The following is an 18,200-nucleotide window of genomic DNA, read 5'->3' as shown; positions in this document are numbered from 1 at the left end:
AGTTCCAGTCAGAGCGTCAAAGAGACACAGCATCGCACGCAACAAGATCGTCCGAGCGCAGACAAACGGCCGTATCAGCCGGTGCATGAGTATGGTTCGATCGATAAGAGCCCTGAGGCGCCCTACCTCTTGGCCGCAAGATACGTCGTCCATACGGCGCTGGCTAAAGTCTGTGATGTTTTGCGAGCGCATGCTTTTTCGACTTCCGCAACGATCGAAGACACGCCGATTTTTGGCTGCGTTTGGTCACTCGCCGCGGCAACGTAATTAAGTCCCGTCCAGAAACCGTGAATCCAGACAGTGCCCTCCAAAATACGCTCCTGCGTAGATCGCCAGTGCGCGCAACTCATGCTTCCCACTCCGATCATCTCGACTGAAACCTTGCTGTCCTGCGCGGACGCCACGCAGGTCGAAACGCCAAAGACGATCGACGCAAATATAGATGGCTTTATCATCCACCAGGTCATGCTGGCACCTCTCGAACGCCCACAGTCGGCTGTTGCGTAAGTCCAGCGATCGGATTGTTTACGAATGCCGTACCTGTGATGCCTGCAAGCTTCGCGGCACCACGAGGGTTCGATCCACGTGGATGCGCTACAGCATCAGGACGAATTAGGCCGCAGCGTGACGAATGAAGGTGGCGTCTGCCCTTCTGCCGCTTGCCGGTTGAGGCGTTAATCCCGCTCGGCCTGCGCAATCTCCGCAGGCGCGATGTCGCCCTTCAGCAGTTCCGCGGTATCGGCCAGCCGCGCCTCGGCGGTTTCCTTCACATGCGCCGCCAGGTCGGGTAGCCGCTCGATCAAGGCGTGAAAATCCTGTGCATCGAGCGCCAGCAGCTTTGTCTTGCACGTCGCCGTCACCGTGCCGCTGCGGTTGGTCCGGTGCAATAGCGCGATTTCGCCGAAGAACGTGCCGTTCGAAAGCCGCACGCGCTGGCTCGGCAGCTCGATCTGAACTTCGCCCGCCGTAATGAAATACATCGAAGAGGCCGGATCACCGCGCCTGACCAGCACCTCGCCCGCTTCGATGGTCTGCGCCCGCAACAGCCGCATGATGTCGACGATCTCGGAGGCGCCGAGATGCGAGAACAGCGGCACGCGCGCCAGCATGGCCCAGGTGACGATGAAGTCCCGCCGCCGCACTTCGTCGGTGAAGGCGCGTGAGATGATCGCCACCGGCAATGCGATCATCGCGAAGCCGACGACGATAGCAAATACCGAGACGGTCTTGCCGAGCGGCGTCACCGGCACGACATCGCCATAACCGACCGTGCCGAGCGTCACGATCGCCCACCACATCGCCTGCGGGATGGTGCCGAACTTGTCGGGCTGGACGTTGCGCTCGATCGCATAGAGCAGTGTTGCGAACAGCAGCACCGCGCCGGTCAGGATGACGATGCAGCCGAACAGCGTTCGGCGTTCGGAATGGAACGCGGCGAGCAGCGAGCGCAGGGCCGGCGAATAGCGCACGAGTTTCAGGAACGGCAGCATCCCGAACAGCACCAGCGCCGATCGATCGCCGAGCGCCAACGCCACCGCCGATGGCAGGAATGCCATCAGGTCGATGATGCCGAGACTGGAGAATGCGTATTCCAGCCGCGCCCGTGCCGGCGTCACGGCACGCAGCGAATGCCCGAACACGCTCCAGAGCCGGGCCAGATATTCCAGCGCGAATGCCGCGACCGCCGCGATTTCGATTGCGGTGAACAGGGGGCCGAACCTGGCGTCCAGTTCCGGCACCGAAGCCAGGATCATCGCCAGCACGTCGAGGACGATGATCGCGACGATCGCCTGCGCGATGCGCGAGCCAACCGAATGCGGCAGGTGATCGTGCTCGAGCAGTTCGTAGAGCCGGTCCTGCAAGTCCGGGCTGTTGCTGCTGCGTTTGCCCGGGACAGCGGCCACCTAGGCGCCAGCCATCGCCTGTTCGATCGCCGACAGCGCCGCATTGGCCTTGGCGCCATCAGGCCCGCCGGCCTGCGCCATGTCGGGCCGGCCGCCGCCGCCCTTGCCGCCGAGCACTTCGGAGCCCTTGCGCACCAGCTCGACCGCGTTGAAGCGCGAGGTCAGGTCGGCGGTGACGCCGACCACGATGCCGGCCTTGCCGTCCTCGGTGACGCCGACGATCGCAACCACGCCGGAGCCGATCTGCTTCTTGCCGTCGTCGACCAGGCTCTTGAGGTCCTTGGTCTCGACGCCCTCGACCGCACGCGCCAGCAGCTTGACGCCGCCCGCTTCGCGGACGCCGCCCGCGGCACCGTTGCCGGCGGAGGCGCCGCCGCCCATCGCCAGCTTCTTGCGCGCGTCGGAGAGATCGCGCTCCAGCTTCTTGCGCTCTTCCATCAAGGCCGCGATGCGCGCCGGCACATCTTCGATGGAAGTGCGCAGTTCCGCGGCCGCCGTCTTCGCCAGCGCCATGGTGTCGTTGGCGTGCTTGCGGGCATGCCGCCCGGTCAGCGCCTCGATACGGCGCACGCCGGAGGCAACCGCGCTTTCGCTGGTCACCGAGATCAGGCCGATATCGCCGGTGCGGCGCACATGGGTGCCGCCGCACAGTTCGACCGACCAGCCGAGTGCGTTCTGACCGTGCTCGCGGGACTGCTTGCCCATCGAGACCACGCGCACCTCGTCGCCGTATTTCTCGCCGAACAGCGCTCGGGCGCCGGCCTCGCGGGCATCATCCACCGCCATGATGCGGGTGGTGACCTCGTCATTTTCCAGCACCACCTCGTTGGCGATGTCCTCGACGCGGGCGAGCTCTTCCGCCGTGATCGGCTTCGGATGCACGAAGTCGAAGCGCAGCCGGTCCGGCGCGACCAGCGAGCCGCGCTGGGCAATGTGATCGCCGAGCACCTGGCGCAGTGCCTCGTGCAACAGATGCGTCGCCGAATGATGGGCGCGGATCGACGAACGGCGCGAATGATCGACTTCGAGCTGCAAGGCGGTACCAGCTTTGAGCGTGCCCTGCTCTACCGTGCCGGTGTGCACGAAGAGATCGCCGGCTTTCTTCTGCATATCCGTGACGCGGAACTTGACGCCTTCGCCGGTCAGCACGCCGGTGTCGCCGACCTGGCCGCCGGACTCCGCATAGAACGGGGTCTGGTTCAGCACGATCGAGCCGGTCTCGCCGGCCTTGAGGCTGTCGATCTCCTTGCCGTCCTTGACCAGCGCGGTGACCACGCCCTCGGCGCTTTCGGTGTCGTAGCCGAGAAATTCGGTCGCACCGAGCTTTTCACGCAACGGGAACCAGACCGATTCATCCGCCGCTTCGCCGGAGCCGGCCCACGACGCCCGCGCCTTCTCGCGCTGGCGGTCCATCGCATCCGTGAACGCCGCCTGGTCGACGCTGATGCCGCGTGACTTCAGCGCGTCCTGCGTGAGATCCAGCGGGAAGCCATAGGTGTCGTAGAGCGTGAACGCGGTATCGCCATCGAACATGTCGCCCTTCTTCAGGCCACTGCTCTTCTCATCGAGAATGGCAAGGCCGCGCGCCAGCGTCTTGCGAAAACGAGTCTCTTCCAGCCGCAGCGTCTCCTCGATCAGCCGTTCGGCGCGCACGAGATCCGGATAGGCCTGCCCCATCTCGCGCACCAGCGCCCAGACCAGGCGATGCATCAACGGCTCTTTCGCGCCGAGCAGCTGCGCATGGCGCATCGCGCGACGCATGATCCGGCGCAGCACGTAGCCGCGGCCCTCGTTTGACGGCAGCACACCGTCGGCGATCAGGAACGCCGAGGATCGCAGATGGTCCGCGATGACGCGGAACGAGGCGACATTCTGTTCCTGCGGCCCGCTGCCGAGCGCCGACGCGGTCGCCTCGATCAGGTTGCGGAACAGGTCGGTCTCGAACACGCTGTCGACGCCCTGCAGGATGCAGGCCATGCGCTCCAGTCCCATGCCAGTATCGATCGAGGGACGCGGCAGCGGCACGCGCTCGTCCGGCGTCACCTGCTCGAACTGCATGAAGACGAGATTCCAGAATTCGAGGAAGCGGTCGCCGTCCTCCTCGGGGCTGCCGGGCGGACCGCCCCAGATGTGCTCGCCACGGTCGATGAAGATTTCCGAGCACGGGCCGCACGGACCCGTATCGCCCATCGCCCAGAAATTATCCGAGGTCGGGATGCGAATGATGCGGTCGTCGGAGAAGCCCGCGACCTTCTTCCAGTACGTCGCCGCCTCGTCGTCGGTGTGATAGACGGTGACGAGCAGCTTGTCCTTTTTGAGCCCGAACTCTTTGGTGATCAGGTTCCAGGCGAGCTCGATCGCGCGCTCCTTGAAGTAGTCGCCAAAGGAGAAGTTGCCGAGCATCTCGAAGAAGGTGAGATGGCGCGCGGTGTAGCCGACATTGTCGAGGTCATTGTGCTTGCCGCCGGCGCGGACGCATTTCTGCGAGGTGGTGGCGCGCTGGTAGGGCCGCTTCTCGACGCCGGTGAAGACGTTCTTGAACTGCACCATGCCGGCATTGGTGAACATCAGGGTCGGGTCATTGCGCGGCACGAGCGGCGACGAGGCCACGATCTCGTGGCCGTTCTCGCTGAAGAAATCCAGGAATTTTGACCTGATCTCGTTGACGCCGCTCATGTTCGTCTTCACGCCGCTCATGTTCATCCACTCGGAAAAAAGGCCGGGTCAGGTCGGAACTAACCTTAATCGTCCGGCGGAACGCTTTTAGACATTGCCGCCCGCACTGTCCAGAAACTGTGCAGGCGGATCATAGGCTTGCTGCAGCACACAAGATGGGCACGCAACTCCCGTTGATAAAGCCGTCCCCGCGTTGACAGGCTTGGCAGGGCTGTGTTTCCGTCATATTTGTAAGACGTCACGTCGGGAGAGATCGGCTTCAGCGCCGGCGCCGAAGGAGCAACCGCCCCGGAAACTCTCAGGCAAACGGACCGCGTGACGGGATAGCATCTGGAAAGAGACGCCGGGCCGCATGTGCCCAGGGTGTCCGCCGACGGGATAATACTCTCAGGCACAGCGACAGATGGGGCTTTCTTTGGATCTTTCGGAGCGGTCTCCGGAACCCTTGAGGGCCTTGACGATGCTGGAGCGCGACGAATCTTCCTTGAATCGTACCCCTTTGCACGCGCTTCATGTCGCGCGCGGCGGCAAGATGGTTCCGTTTGCCGGCTACGAGATGCCGGTGCAATTCGCGCCCGGCGTACTCAAGGAGCATCTGCATACCCGCAGCGCCGCCGGCCTGTTCGACGTCTCGCATATGGGCCAGCTCGCGCTGCGCCCGAAATCGGGCCGGGTCGAGGATGCCGCGCTGGCGCTGGAGCGGCTGGTGCCGCAGGACATCGTGGCGATCGCGCCGGGACGGCAGCGCTACGCCCAGTTCACCAATGAAGACGGCGGTCTCCTCGACGACCTGATGGTGGCAAATTTCGGCGACCACCTGTTCCTAGTCGTCAACGCCGCCTGCAAGAAGGAGGATGAGGCGCATTTGCGCGCGCATCTCTCCGATAGCTGCACCATCGATTCCCTTCGCGACCGCGCGCTGATCGCGCTGCAGGGGCCGAAGGCCGAATCGGCGCTGGCACGGCTCGGCGCCGACGTCACCGCGATGAAGTTCATGGATGCCGGGCCGCGCAAGGTCGCCGGCTTCGACTGCTTCGTCTCCCGCTCCGGCTACACCGGCGAGGACGGTTTTGAGATTTCGGTACCCGGCGCCCAGGCCGAGGCGCTGGTGACGATGCTGCTGCAAAACCCCGACGTGCTGCCGATTGGGCTCGGCGCCCGCGACAGCCTGCGGCTGGAAGCCGGCCTCTGCCTCTATGGCCATGACATCGACATCGCGACGACGCCGGTCGAAGGCGCGCTGGAATGGTCGGTGCAGAAGAGCCGCCGCACGGGCGGCGCCCGCGCCGGCGGATTTCCGGGCGCGGACAAGATCCTTTCCCAGTTCGAAAAAGGCGCCGCGCGCCGCCGCGTCGGCCTGCTCGCCCAGGGCCGCGCGCCGGTGCGCGAAGGCGCGCTGTTGTTTGCGGATAGCACCTCCAGCGAGGCCGTCGGCAAGGTCACCTCCGGAGGCTTCGGGCCGAGCCTCAATGCGCCGGTTGCGATGGGTTATCTGCCGACATCGCTTTCCGCCAACGGCACACAGGTTTTTGCCGAGGTACGCGGCCAGCGCCTGCCCCTGCTGACAGCGCCGATGCCCTTCGTTCCCAACACTTACAAACGCTGATTCTGCAAACGCTGATTCACAGAGGACCACTTCATGACGACGCTGTTCACCTCCGACCACGAATGGATCCGCATCGAAGGCGATGTCGCCACCATCGGGGTCACGGACTATGCGCAATCGCAGCTCGGCGACGTCGTGTTCGTCGACCTGCCAAAGGTCGGCCGCGCCCTGAAGAAAGCCGAAGCCGCCGCGGTGGTGGAATCGGTGAAGGCCGCTAGCGACGTCTACGCGCCGATTTCCGGTGAAGTGCTCGAAGTCAATGAGGCCCTCGCCGCCGAGCCCGCTTTGGTCAATTCCGACCCCGGCGGCAAGGCCTGGTTCTTCAAGCTGAAGATCGCAGACAAAAGCGAACTCGGCGGCCTGATGGATGAAGCCGCCTACAACGCGCATACGGCGTGAGGATGATGCAATCTGCAACCCAACGCTCGCTGTCATCGCCCGGCTTGACCGGGCGACCCAGGACGCCGTGGCCTATCGGTTCATCGCAGGCTTCCAGGCGTACTGGATACCCCGCCTTCGCGGGGCATGACACCGGTGGTTGGTATGACGGGCAATACTGAGGAAAAACCCATGAACGCGCCGCTGAAAACCACCGCCGAAGCCGCCACCGATTTCGTGCGCCGCCATATCGGCCCCTCGCCCCGCGATATCAGCGCGATGCTGGAGAGCGTCGGCGCGAAAAGCCTGGCTGAGCTGATGAGCCAGACGCTGCCGTCCTCGATCCGGCAGAAGGAGCCGCTCGATCTCGGCCCCGCCTTAAGCGAGACCGAGGCGCTGTCGCATATGCGCGAGCTTGCCGGGCAGAACGAGGTGTTCACCTCGCTGATCGGGCAAGGCTATTCCGGCACCATCCTGCCCGCGGTGATCCAGCGCAACATCCTGGAGAACCCGGCCTGGTACACGGCCTATACGCCCTATCAGCCGGAGATCAGCCAGGGACGGCTGGAGGCGCTGTTCAACTTCCAGACCATGATTTGCGACCTCACCGGCCTCGACGTCGCCAACGCCTCGCTGCTCGATGAAGGCACCGCCGCGGCCGAAGCCATGGCGCTTGCCGAACGCGCCTCGCAGGTGAAGACGAAAGCCTTCTTCGTCGATTCGGAAGTGCATCCGCAGACGCTCGCGGTCATGCGCACCCGCGCCGAGCCCTTGGGGTGGAACGTGATCGTCGGCGATCCCCTCACCGATCTCCACAAGGCCGACGTGTTCGGCGGCCTGTTGCAGTATCCGGGCACGTCGGGCGCCGTGCGCGACCTCCGACCCGCAATCGCAGCGCTGCGCGCCAAGGGCGCGCTGGCGGTCATGGCGGCCGACCTCCTGGCGCTGACGCTGATCGCCTCCCCCGGCGAGCTCGGCGCCGACATTGCGATCGGCTCGGCGCAGCGCTTTGGCGTACCGATGGGCTATGGCGGCCCGCACGCGGCGTACATGGCGGTGCGCGATGCGCTAAAACGCTCGCTGCCGGGCCGCATTGTCGGTCTCTCCGTGGATTCGCGGGGGCAGCCCGCCTATCGCCTCGCGCTGCAGACCCGCGAGCAGCACATCCGCCGCGAAAAGGCGACCTCCAACATCTGCACCGCGCAGGTGCTGCTGGCGGTGATCGCCTCGATGTACGCGGTCTATCACGGCCCCGAAGGGCTGACCCACATCGCGCGCACCGTGCACCGCCGCGCCGTCGTGCTAGCGGCGGGGTTGGCAAAACTCGGCTTTGCACTGGCTTCGCCAGCATTTTTCGATACGATCACGGTGGCCACAGGCGGCAAGCAGGACGAGATCGTTGCTCACGCGCTCGCCGAGAAGATCAACCTTCGCATCGGCGACGGCACGCTCGGCATTGCCGTCGACGAGACCACGACGCCCGCGATCGTCGAGGCGGTGTGGCGCGCGTTCGGCGGCAAGCTCGCCTATGCCGATGTCGAGCTGACCGTGCGCGAGACGCTGCCGCTCGAATTGAAGCGCGGCAGCGGGTTCCTCACCCATCCCGTATTCCACACCCATCGCTCCGAGACCGAATTGTTGCGCTACATGCGCAAACTCAGTGACCGCGATCTCGCGCTCGACCGCGCGATGATCCCGCTCGGCTCCTGCACCATGAAGCTGAATGCGACCACGGAAATGATCCCGCTGACCTGGCCGGAATTTGGCGCGCTGCATCCGTTCGCGCCGCACGAGCAGGCCGCCGGCTATCACGCGCTGTTCAAACGGCTGGGGCAATGGCTGTGCGACATCACCGGCTATGACGCAATCTCGCTGCAGCCGAATTCCGGCGCGCAGGGCGAATATGCCGGCTTGCTCGCGATCCGCGCCTATCATGCGGCACGCGGCGAGCCGCACCGCAAGGTGTGCCTGATCCCCTCCTCCGCCCACGGCACCAACCCGGCCTCCGCCCACATGGCCGGCATGGAAGTGGTGGTGACGGCGTGTGACGCGCGCGGCGACGTCGATGTCGACGACCTCCGTGCCAAGGCGGAGAAGCACTCGAAGAATCTAGCCGCGGTCATGATCACCTATCCCTCGACGCATGGCGTGTTCGAGGAGCACATCACCGAGATCTGCGACATCGTTCACGCCCATGGCGGCCAGGTCTATCTGGACGGCGCCAACATGAACGCGCAGGTCGGCCTTTCCAGGCCCGGCGATTACGGCGCCGACGTTTCGCATCTCAATTTGCACAAGACGTTCTGCATCCCGCATGGCGGCGGCGGCCCGGGCATGGGCCCGATCGGCGTCAAGGCACACCTGGCGCCCTATCTGCCTGGCCATCCCGCAACCGACGGTGCAACGCCGCTTCCGGTCGGACCGGTATCGGCCGCGCCGTTCGGCTCGGCGTCGATCCTGACCATCTCCTACATCTACATCCTGATGATGTCCGGCGAAGGCCTCCAGCACGCCACCGAGGTCGCGATCCTCAGCGCCAACTACATCGCAAGCCGCCTCGATCCGCATTTCCCGGTGCTGTACCGGAATGCCAAGGGCCGCGTCGCGCATGAGTGCATCGTCGACCCGCGCGCGTTGAAGACGACCAGCGGCGTCACCGTCGACGACATCGCCAAACGCCTGATCGATTACGGCTTCCATGCCCCGACCATGAGTTTTCCGGTGGCGGGCACGCTGATGATCGAGCCGACCGAGTCGGAATCCAAGGCCGAGCTGGATCGCTTCTGCGACGCCATGATCGCGATCCGAAGCGAGATCACGGAGATCGAGATCGGCCGCTGGAAGGTCGAAGCCTCGCCGCTCCGCAACGCCCCACATACCGTGCACGACATTGTCGATGATGCCTGGAATCGCCCCTACAGCCGCGCCACCGGCTGTTTCCCCGACGGTGTCTCACGCACGGACAAATACTGGAGCCCGGTCGGGCGCGTCGACAACGTCTATGGCGACCGCAACCTGGTGTGCTCGTGCCCGCCGGTCGCGGACTACGCGCAGGCCGCGGAGTGAGGTCCTTGTAGGATGGGTAGAGCGAAGCGAAACCCATCGCTTCTATCGCCGCGTGATATCGCCCGATGATGGGTTTCGCCGCGCTCTACCCATCCTACGCGCTACGGCACGAGCAGGACGGGGTCCCAGCGCCAAAGCTTCTCATTGGTCAAATGCGTGCCGCCCCACCAGCGGTCGATCGGGTTGTGGCGGGAAAAATCCTCCTTGTGGGCGAGCACCGCCTTGCCGAATTCGGTGATCGAGAGCCGGCTGCGCAGATACGCCGCATGCCGGTCGCGCAAATTTTCGCGGTCGAGCGTGCGCAGCTCCTCGTCGAGGCCCGCCACCGCGGGACGTGGGCCGAACGCAAGCCCATCCAGCAGATAACCGTATTCCCACTCGCCGAAGATGCGCGTCTGTCGCAGCTGGCGGAGATGGAAGAGCGCATTCGTGAGCCGGTATCCTCGCGCGATCAACTCGAGCATCCGCATTTCCGAGGCGCCGAGCCCTGTTGAGCTTGATGGCAGCTCATTGAGCAGATCGAGCAAGACAGGTTTGAGCAGCGGGAGCGCGCTCAAATCCTTGCTGAGCAGATCGAAACAGGCAGCGGGCGTAGGCGATCGCCAAGCCTGCCAAGCCGCGCTCGCCGTCGCCAACTCCGCTTCCGTGACATCGACGGCCGGCGGGTCCCACCGGCCGAATTTCTCAAGCCCGACCATCTCCAGATCGACGAGACGCAGCTTCAGCCTGTCAACGGTTTCCGCATAAGCGTGGAAGTAATCAAGCAGCCAGATCAGTTTCAGCTGCGCTTTCGGCTGCACGTCGAACCATAATTCGACGGCTTCGTATTGTTGGCAGAACTCGGCAAGGCTGAGATCGCGGTGCTTCCTATTTGCGCTCTGCTTCCATTGGCCGCCACCCCAGTCCGACCAGTGTGCGCCTCCGGCGTGGTTTGCGGTGCGGGGACCAAGATACGTTGCGAGTTGTTCCGCCGAGGGCTGCGGCCCCCAGGCGAAATCGAAGAATGCCAAGTCCAACACAAGGTCGCCGTAGCCACTCCTCATGAAGTCCGGCGTCATCCAGCCGGTCAGGATCAGAGGCTTCATCACACCCACCTACAACTGACAAACAAACGGCTCAAAAACAAAAACGGGCGCTGCGAACGTCGGCAACTCAACGTCCGCAGCGCCCGTCTGTTACGCTTCAGGCCTTAACCCCTGAAGCGATTCTCAAATTTATTCTTCTTCGCCGGGCTCCTCGCCGTCGGCATCGCGCTCTGCGGGACCAGCCAAAATCTGCTCGGCGATCAGGCCCGAGTTCTGGCGGATCGCCATCTCGATCTTGGCGGTCATGTCGGGGTTGGCCTTGAGGAAGGCTTTTGCGTTCTCGCGCCCCTGCCCGAGCCGCTGGCTGTCATAGGAGAACCAGGCGCCGGACTTTTCGACGAGGCCGGCCTTGACGCCGAGGTCGAGGATCTCGCCCATCTTGGAGACGCCCTCGCCATACATGATGTCGAACTCGACCTGCTTGAAGGGCGGCGCCAGCTTGTTCTTCACCACCTTGACGCGGGTGGTGTTGCCGACCACCTCGTCGCGCTCCTTGATCGCGCCGATGCGGCGGATGTCGAGGCGGACGGAAGCGTAAAATTTCAGCGCGTTGCCGCCGGTGGTGGTTTCCGGCGAGCCGTACATCACGCCGATCTTCATGCGGATCTGGTTGATGAAGATCACCATGGTGTTGGACTTGTTGATCGAGGCCGTGAGCTTGCGCAGCGCCTGGCTCATCAACCTCGCCTGGAGGCCGGGCAGCGCATCGCCCATCTCGCCCTCGAGCTCAGCCTTCGGCACCAGCGCCGCGACCGAATCGACCACCAGCACGTCGATCGCACCGGAGCGCACCAGCGTGTCGCAGATTTCCAGCGCCTGCTCGCCGGTGTCAGGCTGCGAGATCAAGAGCTCGTCGATGTTGACGCCGAGCTTGCGGGCATAGACCGGGTCGAGCGCGTGTTCGGCGTCGATGAAGGCGCAGATGCCGCCCTTGCGCTGTCCCTCGGCCACGCAATGCAGCGCCAGCGTGGTCTTGCCCGACGATTCCGGTCCGTAGATCTCGACTACCCGCCCCTTCGGCAGGCCGCCGACGCCGAGCGCGATGTCGAGCCCAAGCGAGCCGGTCGAGACCGTCTCGACATCCATCGAACGGTCGTTCTTGCCCAGCTTCATCACCGAGCCCTTGCCGAACTGGCGCTCGATCTGGGAGAGCGCGGCAGACAGGGCCTTGGTCTTATCCATGGAGGATCCTTCAACGATACGCAGGGCAGTGGCGGACATCTTTACGTGCTCCTTATGGCGGGGATTCGCGAGCGGGACAAACGGCGGCGAGAAGCTTTTTGGTTCGATTTCGTGTGGGAATCTTCGTACCACGTTTGTTCTATGTTCGCAATATGTTCTTTCCGCAGAACGGCACTTATCCCTGCTACGCGCCCCCTTCCCCAATTCAAGGTTGCGGATTTCCTAACCTCAATCCGGTCGCAGGGCGCTATTTCGAAACCACTAGAGCCAGTCGGCAATGAGGACCCTTAGCCGCCGGAAAGACTCGGGCGACCAGACGTGGAAGCAATCCTCACAAACGTAAAACGGTTCTCCATCGGGGTTCGGACGTTCCTTGCCGCAATAGTTGCCACGCAGGCTGAAACGGGCTGCGGGATGCCCCAATCAGGCGGCATCCGCCCTCCCCAGCTACGCAATCATACGGAAGTGACCCGGCCGGCAGGCTCTGCTTAGTCGAACGAATGGGTCGTCACATCCTTTTCAAATGCCCTCAACTGGGCACGAATGTTCAGCATTGGCTTCCGGAAACCTCCCCGAAGGACGAGCCGAACGCCTATGTGTCGGTCGTCTGCCTCGCCTGCACCCGGCTCCATTTCATCCACAAGGAAACCGGCAAGCTTCTCGGCAAGGAGTGATGCCAGGCCGGTCCCCCGGCCGACCCCGCCCCTTGCACGGCCGCCACAAAGTTCACTTTTGTACTTTTCCTCCCGGAACGGATTCCGCCGCAGCGCGTAGTCGGAGCGGGTGCGGCAGGTAGTGACGGGGAACCATATTGTGCCGGGTAAAAAATATCTCTCTGAACAAGCCGCGACTTTCCTGAAGTTTGCAATGGCCACCACGAATCCGGATGTCGCCGCCGGCTTTCTCGACAAGGCCGCCGACCTTTCCGCCAGGAGTGAAGAGGCGCCGGACGCCAGCCCCCGGCCGCCTGATGTAGAGCAGCCGGATGGCTAGCTCTCGCGATGAGGCCGCCACAGCGCGGCCTCATCGTTTTTCCGGACGTCATCTCCAAGCTGAAGTGCAGCTCGCGCATCGCTTACAATTTTAGGCATGCTTGCGGTTTCGTCTGAACCGTCCGTCAAGTGGGCGACTTTATGCTTGGCACCATGCACACACAGTTCGCCTTGCCCCATCAAACCCTGCCGACGCTTCAACAGCTTGGCGCCCGTTTCCTCACCCGGCCCTTCAGCCTCAGCCGCAACCCCGACCCCTCGCGGGTGCCGCAGCCGATCCGCGGCCCGGATACGCCGTCGCGAACCCATATACCGCCGCGGCAGCCCTATCCCGCGCGTCAGGAATAGCGCGTCCGGCGGCAAGCCTCCGCCCGTGCGGCATGCCTGGCAGACCGGCGGCCGGGACGAGCGTCCCCGCGGCGACGCCGCGGCGCGCAAGCCCCAACGACCCCGCCACATGGGGCTATGCAGCGAGGTCGCCGACGGCGCGGAAATCCAAAGACCGCCCCGCCCTTAGCGACCAGATACAGCCTGCCCTAAGCCCCCGTTTCAGGGCCCAAAATCGTCCGCCCGATACGTCGCGTCCCGCGTTGAACCTTTTGGCTGTGGCCCAGACCAAATGCTTGCCTGGGACATTGCATCACTCGGGGAATAGGCCTGCGCCGCCAAGCGATCATATTCCGCTTGTGCGGCGCAGTGTTTTGCCGGGCCCAGCTTCCGATATCGGAATTCAGCCACCCGTACGGGGTTAGACCTGCCGGAGGAACGCAGCGCCACGGCGGGCATTGCTACCGGCTGGAGCCTAGGAAAATTTACGGCCCTGATGGCCGGCCGTGCGGGAATTTCGCCTTTACCTGCCGTCCGCCGCTGCATCCATCGGCGGCGGTGAAATCTCTTTAGTTGTATTGATTAATAGTTGCAATTTTAAGTACGAGGTCTGAATTTGAAGCGGTGAGGCCGCAGCGGGATTTTCGTAATGAATCATAAGGGCGTCGAATACACCGTCACGGCGGTCGCGCCGGGCATCTGGAAATGGCAATTCCGCATCGGCGACAAGGTCGTCACGGGCAAGACGGAAGCCAAGCTCAACCTGCTTGCCATTCGGCGGGTCCAGCTCCGGATCGATCGGGAACTAAAAAAAGCCGAGCGGGAATGAGCCACTTTGCGGCATGGCCTGCGATCGGCCGCGTCTGGTGTCCGAAACGCTGCAGGGAATCGGCGGAAAGTTGCGCTGACTGGCTTTAGGCGTGCGCCTTGTGGGAAGCCTTGTCCGGCTCGCTTGGCGGTGGCGTCCCCTGCCGCAATTCCCGCGCGGAGACGAAGCGGACGCCAACCAGTTCGCCCCGGCGCCAGATCAGGCTGCAGACCCGCCGCACCTCGCCACCCGCGGTGAGCGAAAGGCCGAACATCTTCGGCACGGCGAGGTCGCCGACATCCAGGCAGGCGCCATTCTCGGAAATATCGAGGATGTAGCATTCGATCCACGGTGCATCGGGCGCCGGAATTAGAAATCCCGGCTTCTGTAGGTCGACCCGGACGAACTTGCGGGCACCGAGGTCTTTGCGGTCTCTCGCCATGATTTCTCCTGTCCGCAGAAATACTAGGCGCAACACCTGAATACCGGGTTATCGGTATTCGGCAAAAACCGGGGTATCGGTGATTTATCGCAGGGCGCGCCGCCGCCTAATCGGCGCTGGCAAGCCGGCGCATCGTGAACTCGATGTCGCCGCCGGGCAGTTCGCGCCAGCTTTCGACCGAACTCATATAGGCGGCCTTGGGATAGCGGTTGAGGAAGTCGCGCGCCCTCGCCCTGGCCTCTTCCCGCGGCAGCGTAAAAGTCTCGCGCAAATAGCCGTCGCCCGGCTTGCGCCGGGCGGCCATCCGGCTCGCGAGATCACGCGGGCGAAAGACCATGTCGCAACTCCAGACACCATGACGACAGGTCTAATATAAGGGTGCCGGCGGACGAATCCTACCCGCTCGGCTACCCCGGCGCCGTCACTGATTGCTGCTGCCGGTCTTGCTCTTCTTGGCCGGCGCGGCAGCCTTCGGCGCCTCGGTGCTGCGGACGGCGCCCCAGGGATCAGAGGACGTTTTGGCGTCGGGAATCTTCCTCAGGGAGTCCTTGTAGGCTTTGTCCCTCACCACTTCCTGCTCCTTTTCCTCCGGCGACAGGGTCTTCACTTCCGGCATCAGGTTGATGTTGGGGGTCTGCATCTGTGCGAAGGCCGGCACCGTCAAACATACGACCACCGCGGCCGCGCTCAGCACTCTCATTGAAACTCTCCTTTGGGCACTTCAGCATCTGCCTGGAAAGATATCACCAGCCCAATGGTGCCGCCAAGCGCAACCGCCCTCGCCTTTGGTTCGACGGCACCGCTGTTTCCTTCGCCGCCATGACCACTACAATACGCCGACAACAAGACGAATGAGGAAACCGACGTTCATGCAACAAGAGCCACAGGCGGCGGAATTCGGCATCGCGGACGCGCGGCGCGTGCTCGGCGAAGTATTTGCGCCATGGGTGATGGATCTCAATCTGTCCGTCGAACGCTTTGACGTGACGCCATCCGGCGACGCGGCCGAGTGGCAGCCGGGCGCGATCCTGCGCCTGCCGTTCTCGGAGCGGCTGTGCCGCAACGGCGGCACGGTCTCCGGCCAGGCGCTGATGGCCTTTGCCGACACCGCTATGGTGATTGCCAACCTCGCCGCCATCAGAGGCTATCGCGCGATGACCACGGTCGACCAGACCACGCATTTCATGCGCGCGGTCTCGGCCTCCGACGTGCTGGCCGACGCCCGCGTGGTCCGCCTCGGCCGCACCATGAGCTTTGGCCGCGTCACGCTTCTCTCCGCGGCCGATAATAAGCCGGTCGCGATGGTCTCGAGCGCGTTTGCGATGCTGTAGAAAACCGAAGGGTGGGCAAAGGAGCGCAAGCGACGTGTCACCATGAAGACAAGGCTACCGCATGATGTGCGGCCTTCGAGTCCGCGACCGTAGTTGTACGGACTACTCCAACCCTACGAACCGATTGTAGTGTTGGTCTACCCAGCGCGGTGTTTTCATCCCGAACAATTTGGGGCTGGCGGAGGGCCGCGCGAATGCGCGGCCCTTTTGCTTTTGGGCGGTTCGCATTACTCTGGCGGCCGCAGGTCCGGCGAAGGCGTGCGCGTCATCAACGCGAAAAATAAAAAGCCGCCGCCTGCATTCCCGCATGCGCGGGAATGACGATATGCGGTGCGCGTTACGCCCTCACCCTGCGCCGCCGCCAGCGCCACACGAACGCTGCCATCGCCAAAACCAAAAACCCCACTGTGATCGCGCCGCTCATGAAGCGTCCACCCGGCCGATCGATCGTGCGCGAGCGGAGCGAGGGCGACTCTCCGGGCCGCGCCAGGCGGAATGCGACCACGCTGTCGCCGATCGTGGTGCCGGACTCCGAATGACCGCCGGCGCCGATCGCGACATATTGCTCGCCCTTCCACATGTAGGTCATGGGATTGGCGACACCCGGCACCGGCAACCGCCCCTGCCACAACTCGCGTCCCGACCGCGCATCGAAGGCGCGCAAATACGCATCCATCGCTCCGGTGAAGACGAGCCCGCCCGCGGTGATCGCAACCCCACTGACCAGCGGCGTGCCGAATGGAAAAGCAATGCCGAGCGGCGCGCGGTCCTCCGTGGTGCCAACGCGGGAACGCCAGAGGACCTTGCCGCCCTTGAGATCGACCGCGACCATCTCGCCCCATGGCGGCTTGTTGCAGAGCAGCCCCAGCGGCGACAGCGCCACTGCGCGGGTCATCGCAAACGGTGCGCCCTGCTGCCGGCCGAAATCGTGCCCGGGCGGCGGCTCGAAGCCTTGCGTCTGGGCTTGCGGGATCAATTTGACGATGTGGATCGCCCGCGTCGTGTTGGCAACGAGGATCTGGTTGACGGGATCGAAGGCAGCGCCGCCCCAGTTCACGCCGCCGCCCGTCATCGGAAACACGACCGTGCCTTGTGTCGAGGGCGGCGTATAGAGGCCGTCATTGCGGGCGGCGGCGACCTTGGCGCGGCAGACCTCGCGTTCCCAGAACGGGATCAGGCCGAACACGTCGTCGGGCGAAATCTGCTGCGGCAGCAGCGCCGGCACATGGGTCGGAAACGGCTGCGTCGGCGAGAGCTGCTCGCCTTCGGCGCCGCCCTGCGGCACGGCGCGCTCCTCGATCGGCCACACCGGCTTGCCGGTGTCGCGGTCGAGCACGAAGACAAATCCCTGCTTGGTGGGCTGGATCACGACGTCCCGCTGACCGTCACCGGTCTCGATGCGCGCCAGCGTCGGCTGCGCCGGCAGGTCGTAATCCCAGACATCGTGATGCACGGTCTGATACGACCATACGAGCTCACCGGTCTCGGCGCGCAGCGCCACCACGGAGTTGGCGTGCGCGTTGTTGCCGGGCCGCTTGCCGCCCCAGAAATCCGGGCTCGGCGAGGACGTCGGCAGGAATACGAGGCCCCTCTCCTCGTCCGCCGACATCGGCGCCCAGACATTGGCGTGGCCGGCGCTGATGCCGCTGCGATCAAGCGGATCAAAGCTCCAGCGCGCGTGCCCGGTACGCGCATCGAAAGCGCGCACGGTGCCATGAGGCGCATCGACCCGGCGATTGTCCGCGATCGCCGAGCCGACGATGACGGTGTCGCGCGCCATCACCGGCGCCGACGTGAGCTGGAATTCGCCGGGCCATTCCAGCGGCATGCCGATGTCGATCTTGATCTCGCCATTGGCACCGAAATCGGCGCAAGGCGCGCCGGACCGCGCATCGAGCGCGATGACGCGCGCATCATTGGTGCCCATGAAGATACGCGCGCGGCAGACGGCGCCGTCGGCCGCCTTGGCATCGACCCAATAGGCGACGCCGCGGCAATTGTAGCGGTTGGCCGGGCGCTGATTGGTCGAAATTTTCGGATCGAACCGCCACTTCTGCGCCCCGCTGGCCGGATCGAGCGCGATGACTTCGTTGAACGGCGAGCAGAAGATCAGGCTGTCCTCGACCAGCAGCGGGGTCGCCTGAAACTTGGAGCGCCGTATCGCCTCGGGCGGCCGGCTGTCGAGATCGCCAGTGCGAAATTCCCAGGCGCGGACGAGGCTGTCGACATTATCGGGCGTGATCTGGGTGAGCGGCGAAAACCGCGATCCGCCGCGATCGCCGCCCCAATGCTCCCAGGCCGGCGCCGGAAGCGAAACACAGACGCATAATATGACAACGAAGAAAGCAAGCAGACGAACTGGATTTCGCATTCCACCCCCCGCAAGCGCGTCGCAACGCTTGC

The 18,200-nt window shown here is 64.2% G+C and carries 16 protein-coding genes and 1 riboswitch; of the genes, 7 read left to right on the top strand and 9 right to left on the bottom strand.

Features of this window, described 5'->3' with window-relative positions; translation table 11 throughout:
• Window positions 1-122: 122 nt before the first annotated feature.
• The 3 genes from RX331_RS13790 to alaS all read right to left on the bottom strand — a co-directional run bounded on the left by RX331_RS13790 (window position 123) and on the right by alaS (window position 4,580).
• Entirely contained in the window at window positions 123-467 is a 345-nt protein-coding gene (locus RX331_RS13790; protein WP_317257073.1) for a hypothetical protein, read from the bottom strand.
• 207 nt (window positions 468-674) lie between these two features.
• A complete protein-coding gene (locus RX331_RS13785) occupies window positions 675-1,904 on the bottom strand; it encodes a cyclic nucleotide-gated ion channel (RefSeq protein ID WP_317257072.1) in 1,230 nt (409 codons plus the stop codon).
• Window positions 1,905-4,580, bottom strand: coding sequence for an alanine--tRNA ligase (alaS, locus tag RX331_RS13780; protein ID WP_317258118.1), 2,676 nt, complete (start codon window positions 4,578-4,580; stop codon window positions 1,905-1,907).
• A gap of 233 nt (window positions 4,581-4,813) precedes the next feature.
• Window positions 4,814-4,904, top strand: a riboswitch (glycine riboswitch).
• 136 nt (window positions 4,905-5,040) lie between these two features.
• On the opposite strand from alaS, the gene gcvT reads away from it, so the two are divergent.
• The 3 genes from gcvT to gcvP all read left to right on the top strand — a co-directional run bounded on the left by gcvT (window position 5,041) and on the right by gcvP (window position 9,630).
• The gene (gcvT, locus tag RX331_RS13775) at window positions 5,041-6,186 is read left to right on the top strand and encodes a glycine cleavage system aminomethyltransferase GcvT (RefSeq protein ID WP_317257071.1); all 1,146 of its coding nucleotides are present in this window, start codon (window positions 5,041-5,043) and stop codon (window positions 6,184-6,186) included.
• Window positions 6,187-6,219: 33 nt separating this feature from the next.
• Complete coding sequence (gene gcvH, locus RX331_RS13770; protein WP_317257070.1) at window positions 6,220-6,585, top strand: glycine cleavage system protein GcvH; 366 nt, start codon at window positions 6,220-6,222, stop codon at window positions 6,583-6,585.
• Window positions 6,586-6,756: 171 nt separating this feature from the next.
• Complete coding sequence (gene gcvP / locus RX331_RS13765) at window positions 6,757-9,630, top strand: aminomethyl-transferring glycine dehydrogenase (protein WP_317257069.1); 2,874 nt, start codon at window positions 6,757-6,759, stop codon at window positions 9,628-9,630.
• 101 nt (window positions 9,631-9,731) lie between these two features.
• Here the strand turns inward: gcvP and RX331_RS13760 are convergent, their stop codons facing one another.
• The gene (locus RX331_RS13760; RefSeq protein WP_317257068.1) at window positions 9,732-10,715 is read right to left on the bottom strand and encodes a hypothetical protein; all 984 of its coding nucleotides are present in this window, start codon (window positions 10,713-10,715) and stop codon (window positions 9,732-9,734) included.
• A gap of 129 nt (window positions 10,716-10,844) precedes the next feature.
• A complete protein-coding gene (gene recA, locus RX331_RS13755; RefSeq protein WP_317257067.1) occupies window positions 10,845-11,936 on the bottom strand; it encodes a recombinase RecA in 1,092 nt (363 codons plus the stop codon).
• A gap of 828 nt (window positions 11,937-12,764) precedes the next feature.
• Here recA and RX331_RS13750 point away from each other — a divergent pair.
• The 3 genes from RX331_RS13750 (at window position 12,765) to RX331_RS13740 (ending at window position 14,045) form a co-directional block, all read left to right on the top strand.
• Window positions 12,765-12,890, top strand: a complete 126-nt coding sequence (locus tag RX331_RS13750; protein ID WP_317257066.1) for a hypothetical protein — start codon at window positions 12,765-12,767, stop codon at window positions 12,888-12,890.
• Between the two features lie 140 nt (window positions 12,891-13,030).
• The gene (locus RX331_RS13745) at window positions 13,031-13,237 is read left to right on the top strand and encodes a hypothetical protein (protein WP_317257065.1); all 207 of its coding nucleotides are present in this window, start codon (window positions 13,031-13,033) and stop codon (window positions 13,235-13,237) included.
• A gap of 628 nt (window positions 13,238-13,865) precedes the next feature.
• Window positions 13,866-14,045 (top strand): hypothetical protein, encoded by a 180-nt coding sequence (locus RX331_RS13740; protein WP_283033834.1) that lies wholly within the window; start codon window positions 13,866-13,868, stop codon window positions 14,043-14,045.
• 85 nt (window positions 14,046-14,130) lie between these two features.
• Here RX331_RS13740 and RX331_RS13735 read toward each other — a convergent pair whose 3' ends face one another.
• The 3 genes from RX331_RS13735 to RX331_RS13725 all read right to left on the bottom strand — a co-directional run bounded on the left by RX331_RS13735 (window position 14,131) and on the right by RX331_RS13725 (window position 15,166).
• Window positions 14,131-14,466, bottom strand: coding sequence for a PilZ domain-containing protein (locus RX331_RS13735; protein ID WP_317257064.1), 336 nt, complete (start codon window positions 14,464-14,466; stop codon window positions 14,131-14,133).
• 106 nt (window positions 14,467-14,572) lie between these two features.
• On the bottom strand, window positions 14,573-14,803 hold the full coding sequence (locus RX331_RS13730) for a hypothetical protein (protein ID WP_317257063.1): 231 nt from the start codon (window positions 14,801-14,803) through the stop codon (window positions 14,573-14,575).
• 84 nt (window positions 14,804-14,887) lie between these two features.
• Window positions 14,888-15,166 carry a hypothetical protein gene (locus RX331_RS13725; protein WP_317257062.1) on the bottom strand — a complete coding sequence of 93 codons (279 nt, stop codon included), beginning with the start codon at window positions 15,164-15,166 and terminating at the stop codon, window positions 14,888-14,890.
• Window positions 15,167-15,335: 169 nt separating this feature from the next.
• Between RX331_RS13725 and RX331_RS13720 the strand changes: the two genes are divergently transcribed.
• Complete coding sequence (locus tag RX331_RS13720) at window positions 15,336-15,797, top strand: PaaI family thioesterase (protein ID WP_317257061.1); 462 nt, start codon at window positions 15,336-15,338, stop codon at window positions 15,795-15,797.
• 337 nt (window positions 15,798-16,134) lie between these two features.
• Here the strand turns inward: RX331_RS13720 and RX331_RS13715 are convergent, their stop codons facing one another.
• Window positions 16,135-18,168, bottom strand: coding sequence for a pyrroloquinoline quinone-dependent dehydrogenase (locus RX331_RS13715; RefSeq protein WP_317257060.1), 2,034 nt, complete (start codon window positions 18,166-18,168; stop codon window positions 16,135-16,137).
• Between the last annotated feature and the right edge of the window lie 32 nt (window positions 18,169-18,200).

It is taken from the genome of Bradyrhizobium sp. BWA-3-5 (genome assembly GCF_032917985.1).
Classification (GTDB): domain Bacteria; phylum Pseudomonadota; class Alphaproteobacteria; order Rhizobiales; family Xanthobacteraceae; genus Bradyrhizobium.
This window is presented reverse-complemented; position numbering and strand designations above follow the sequence as displayed.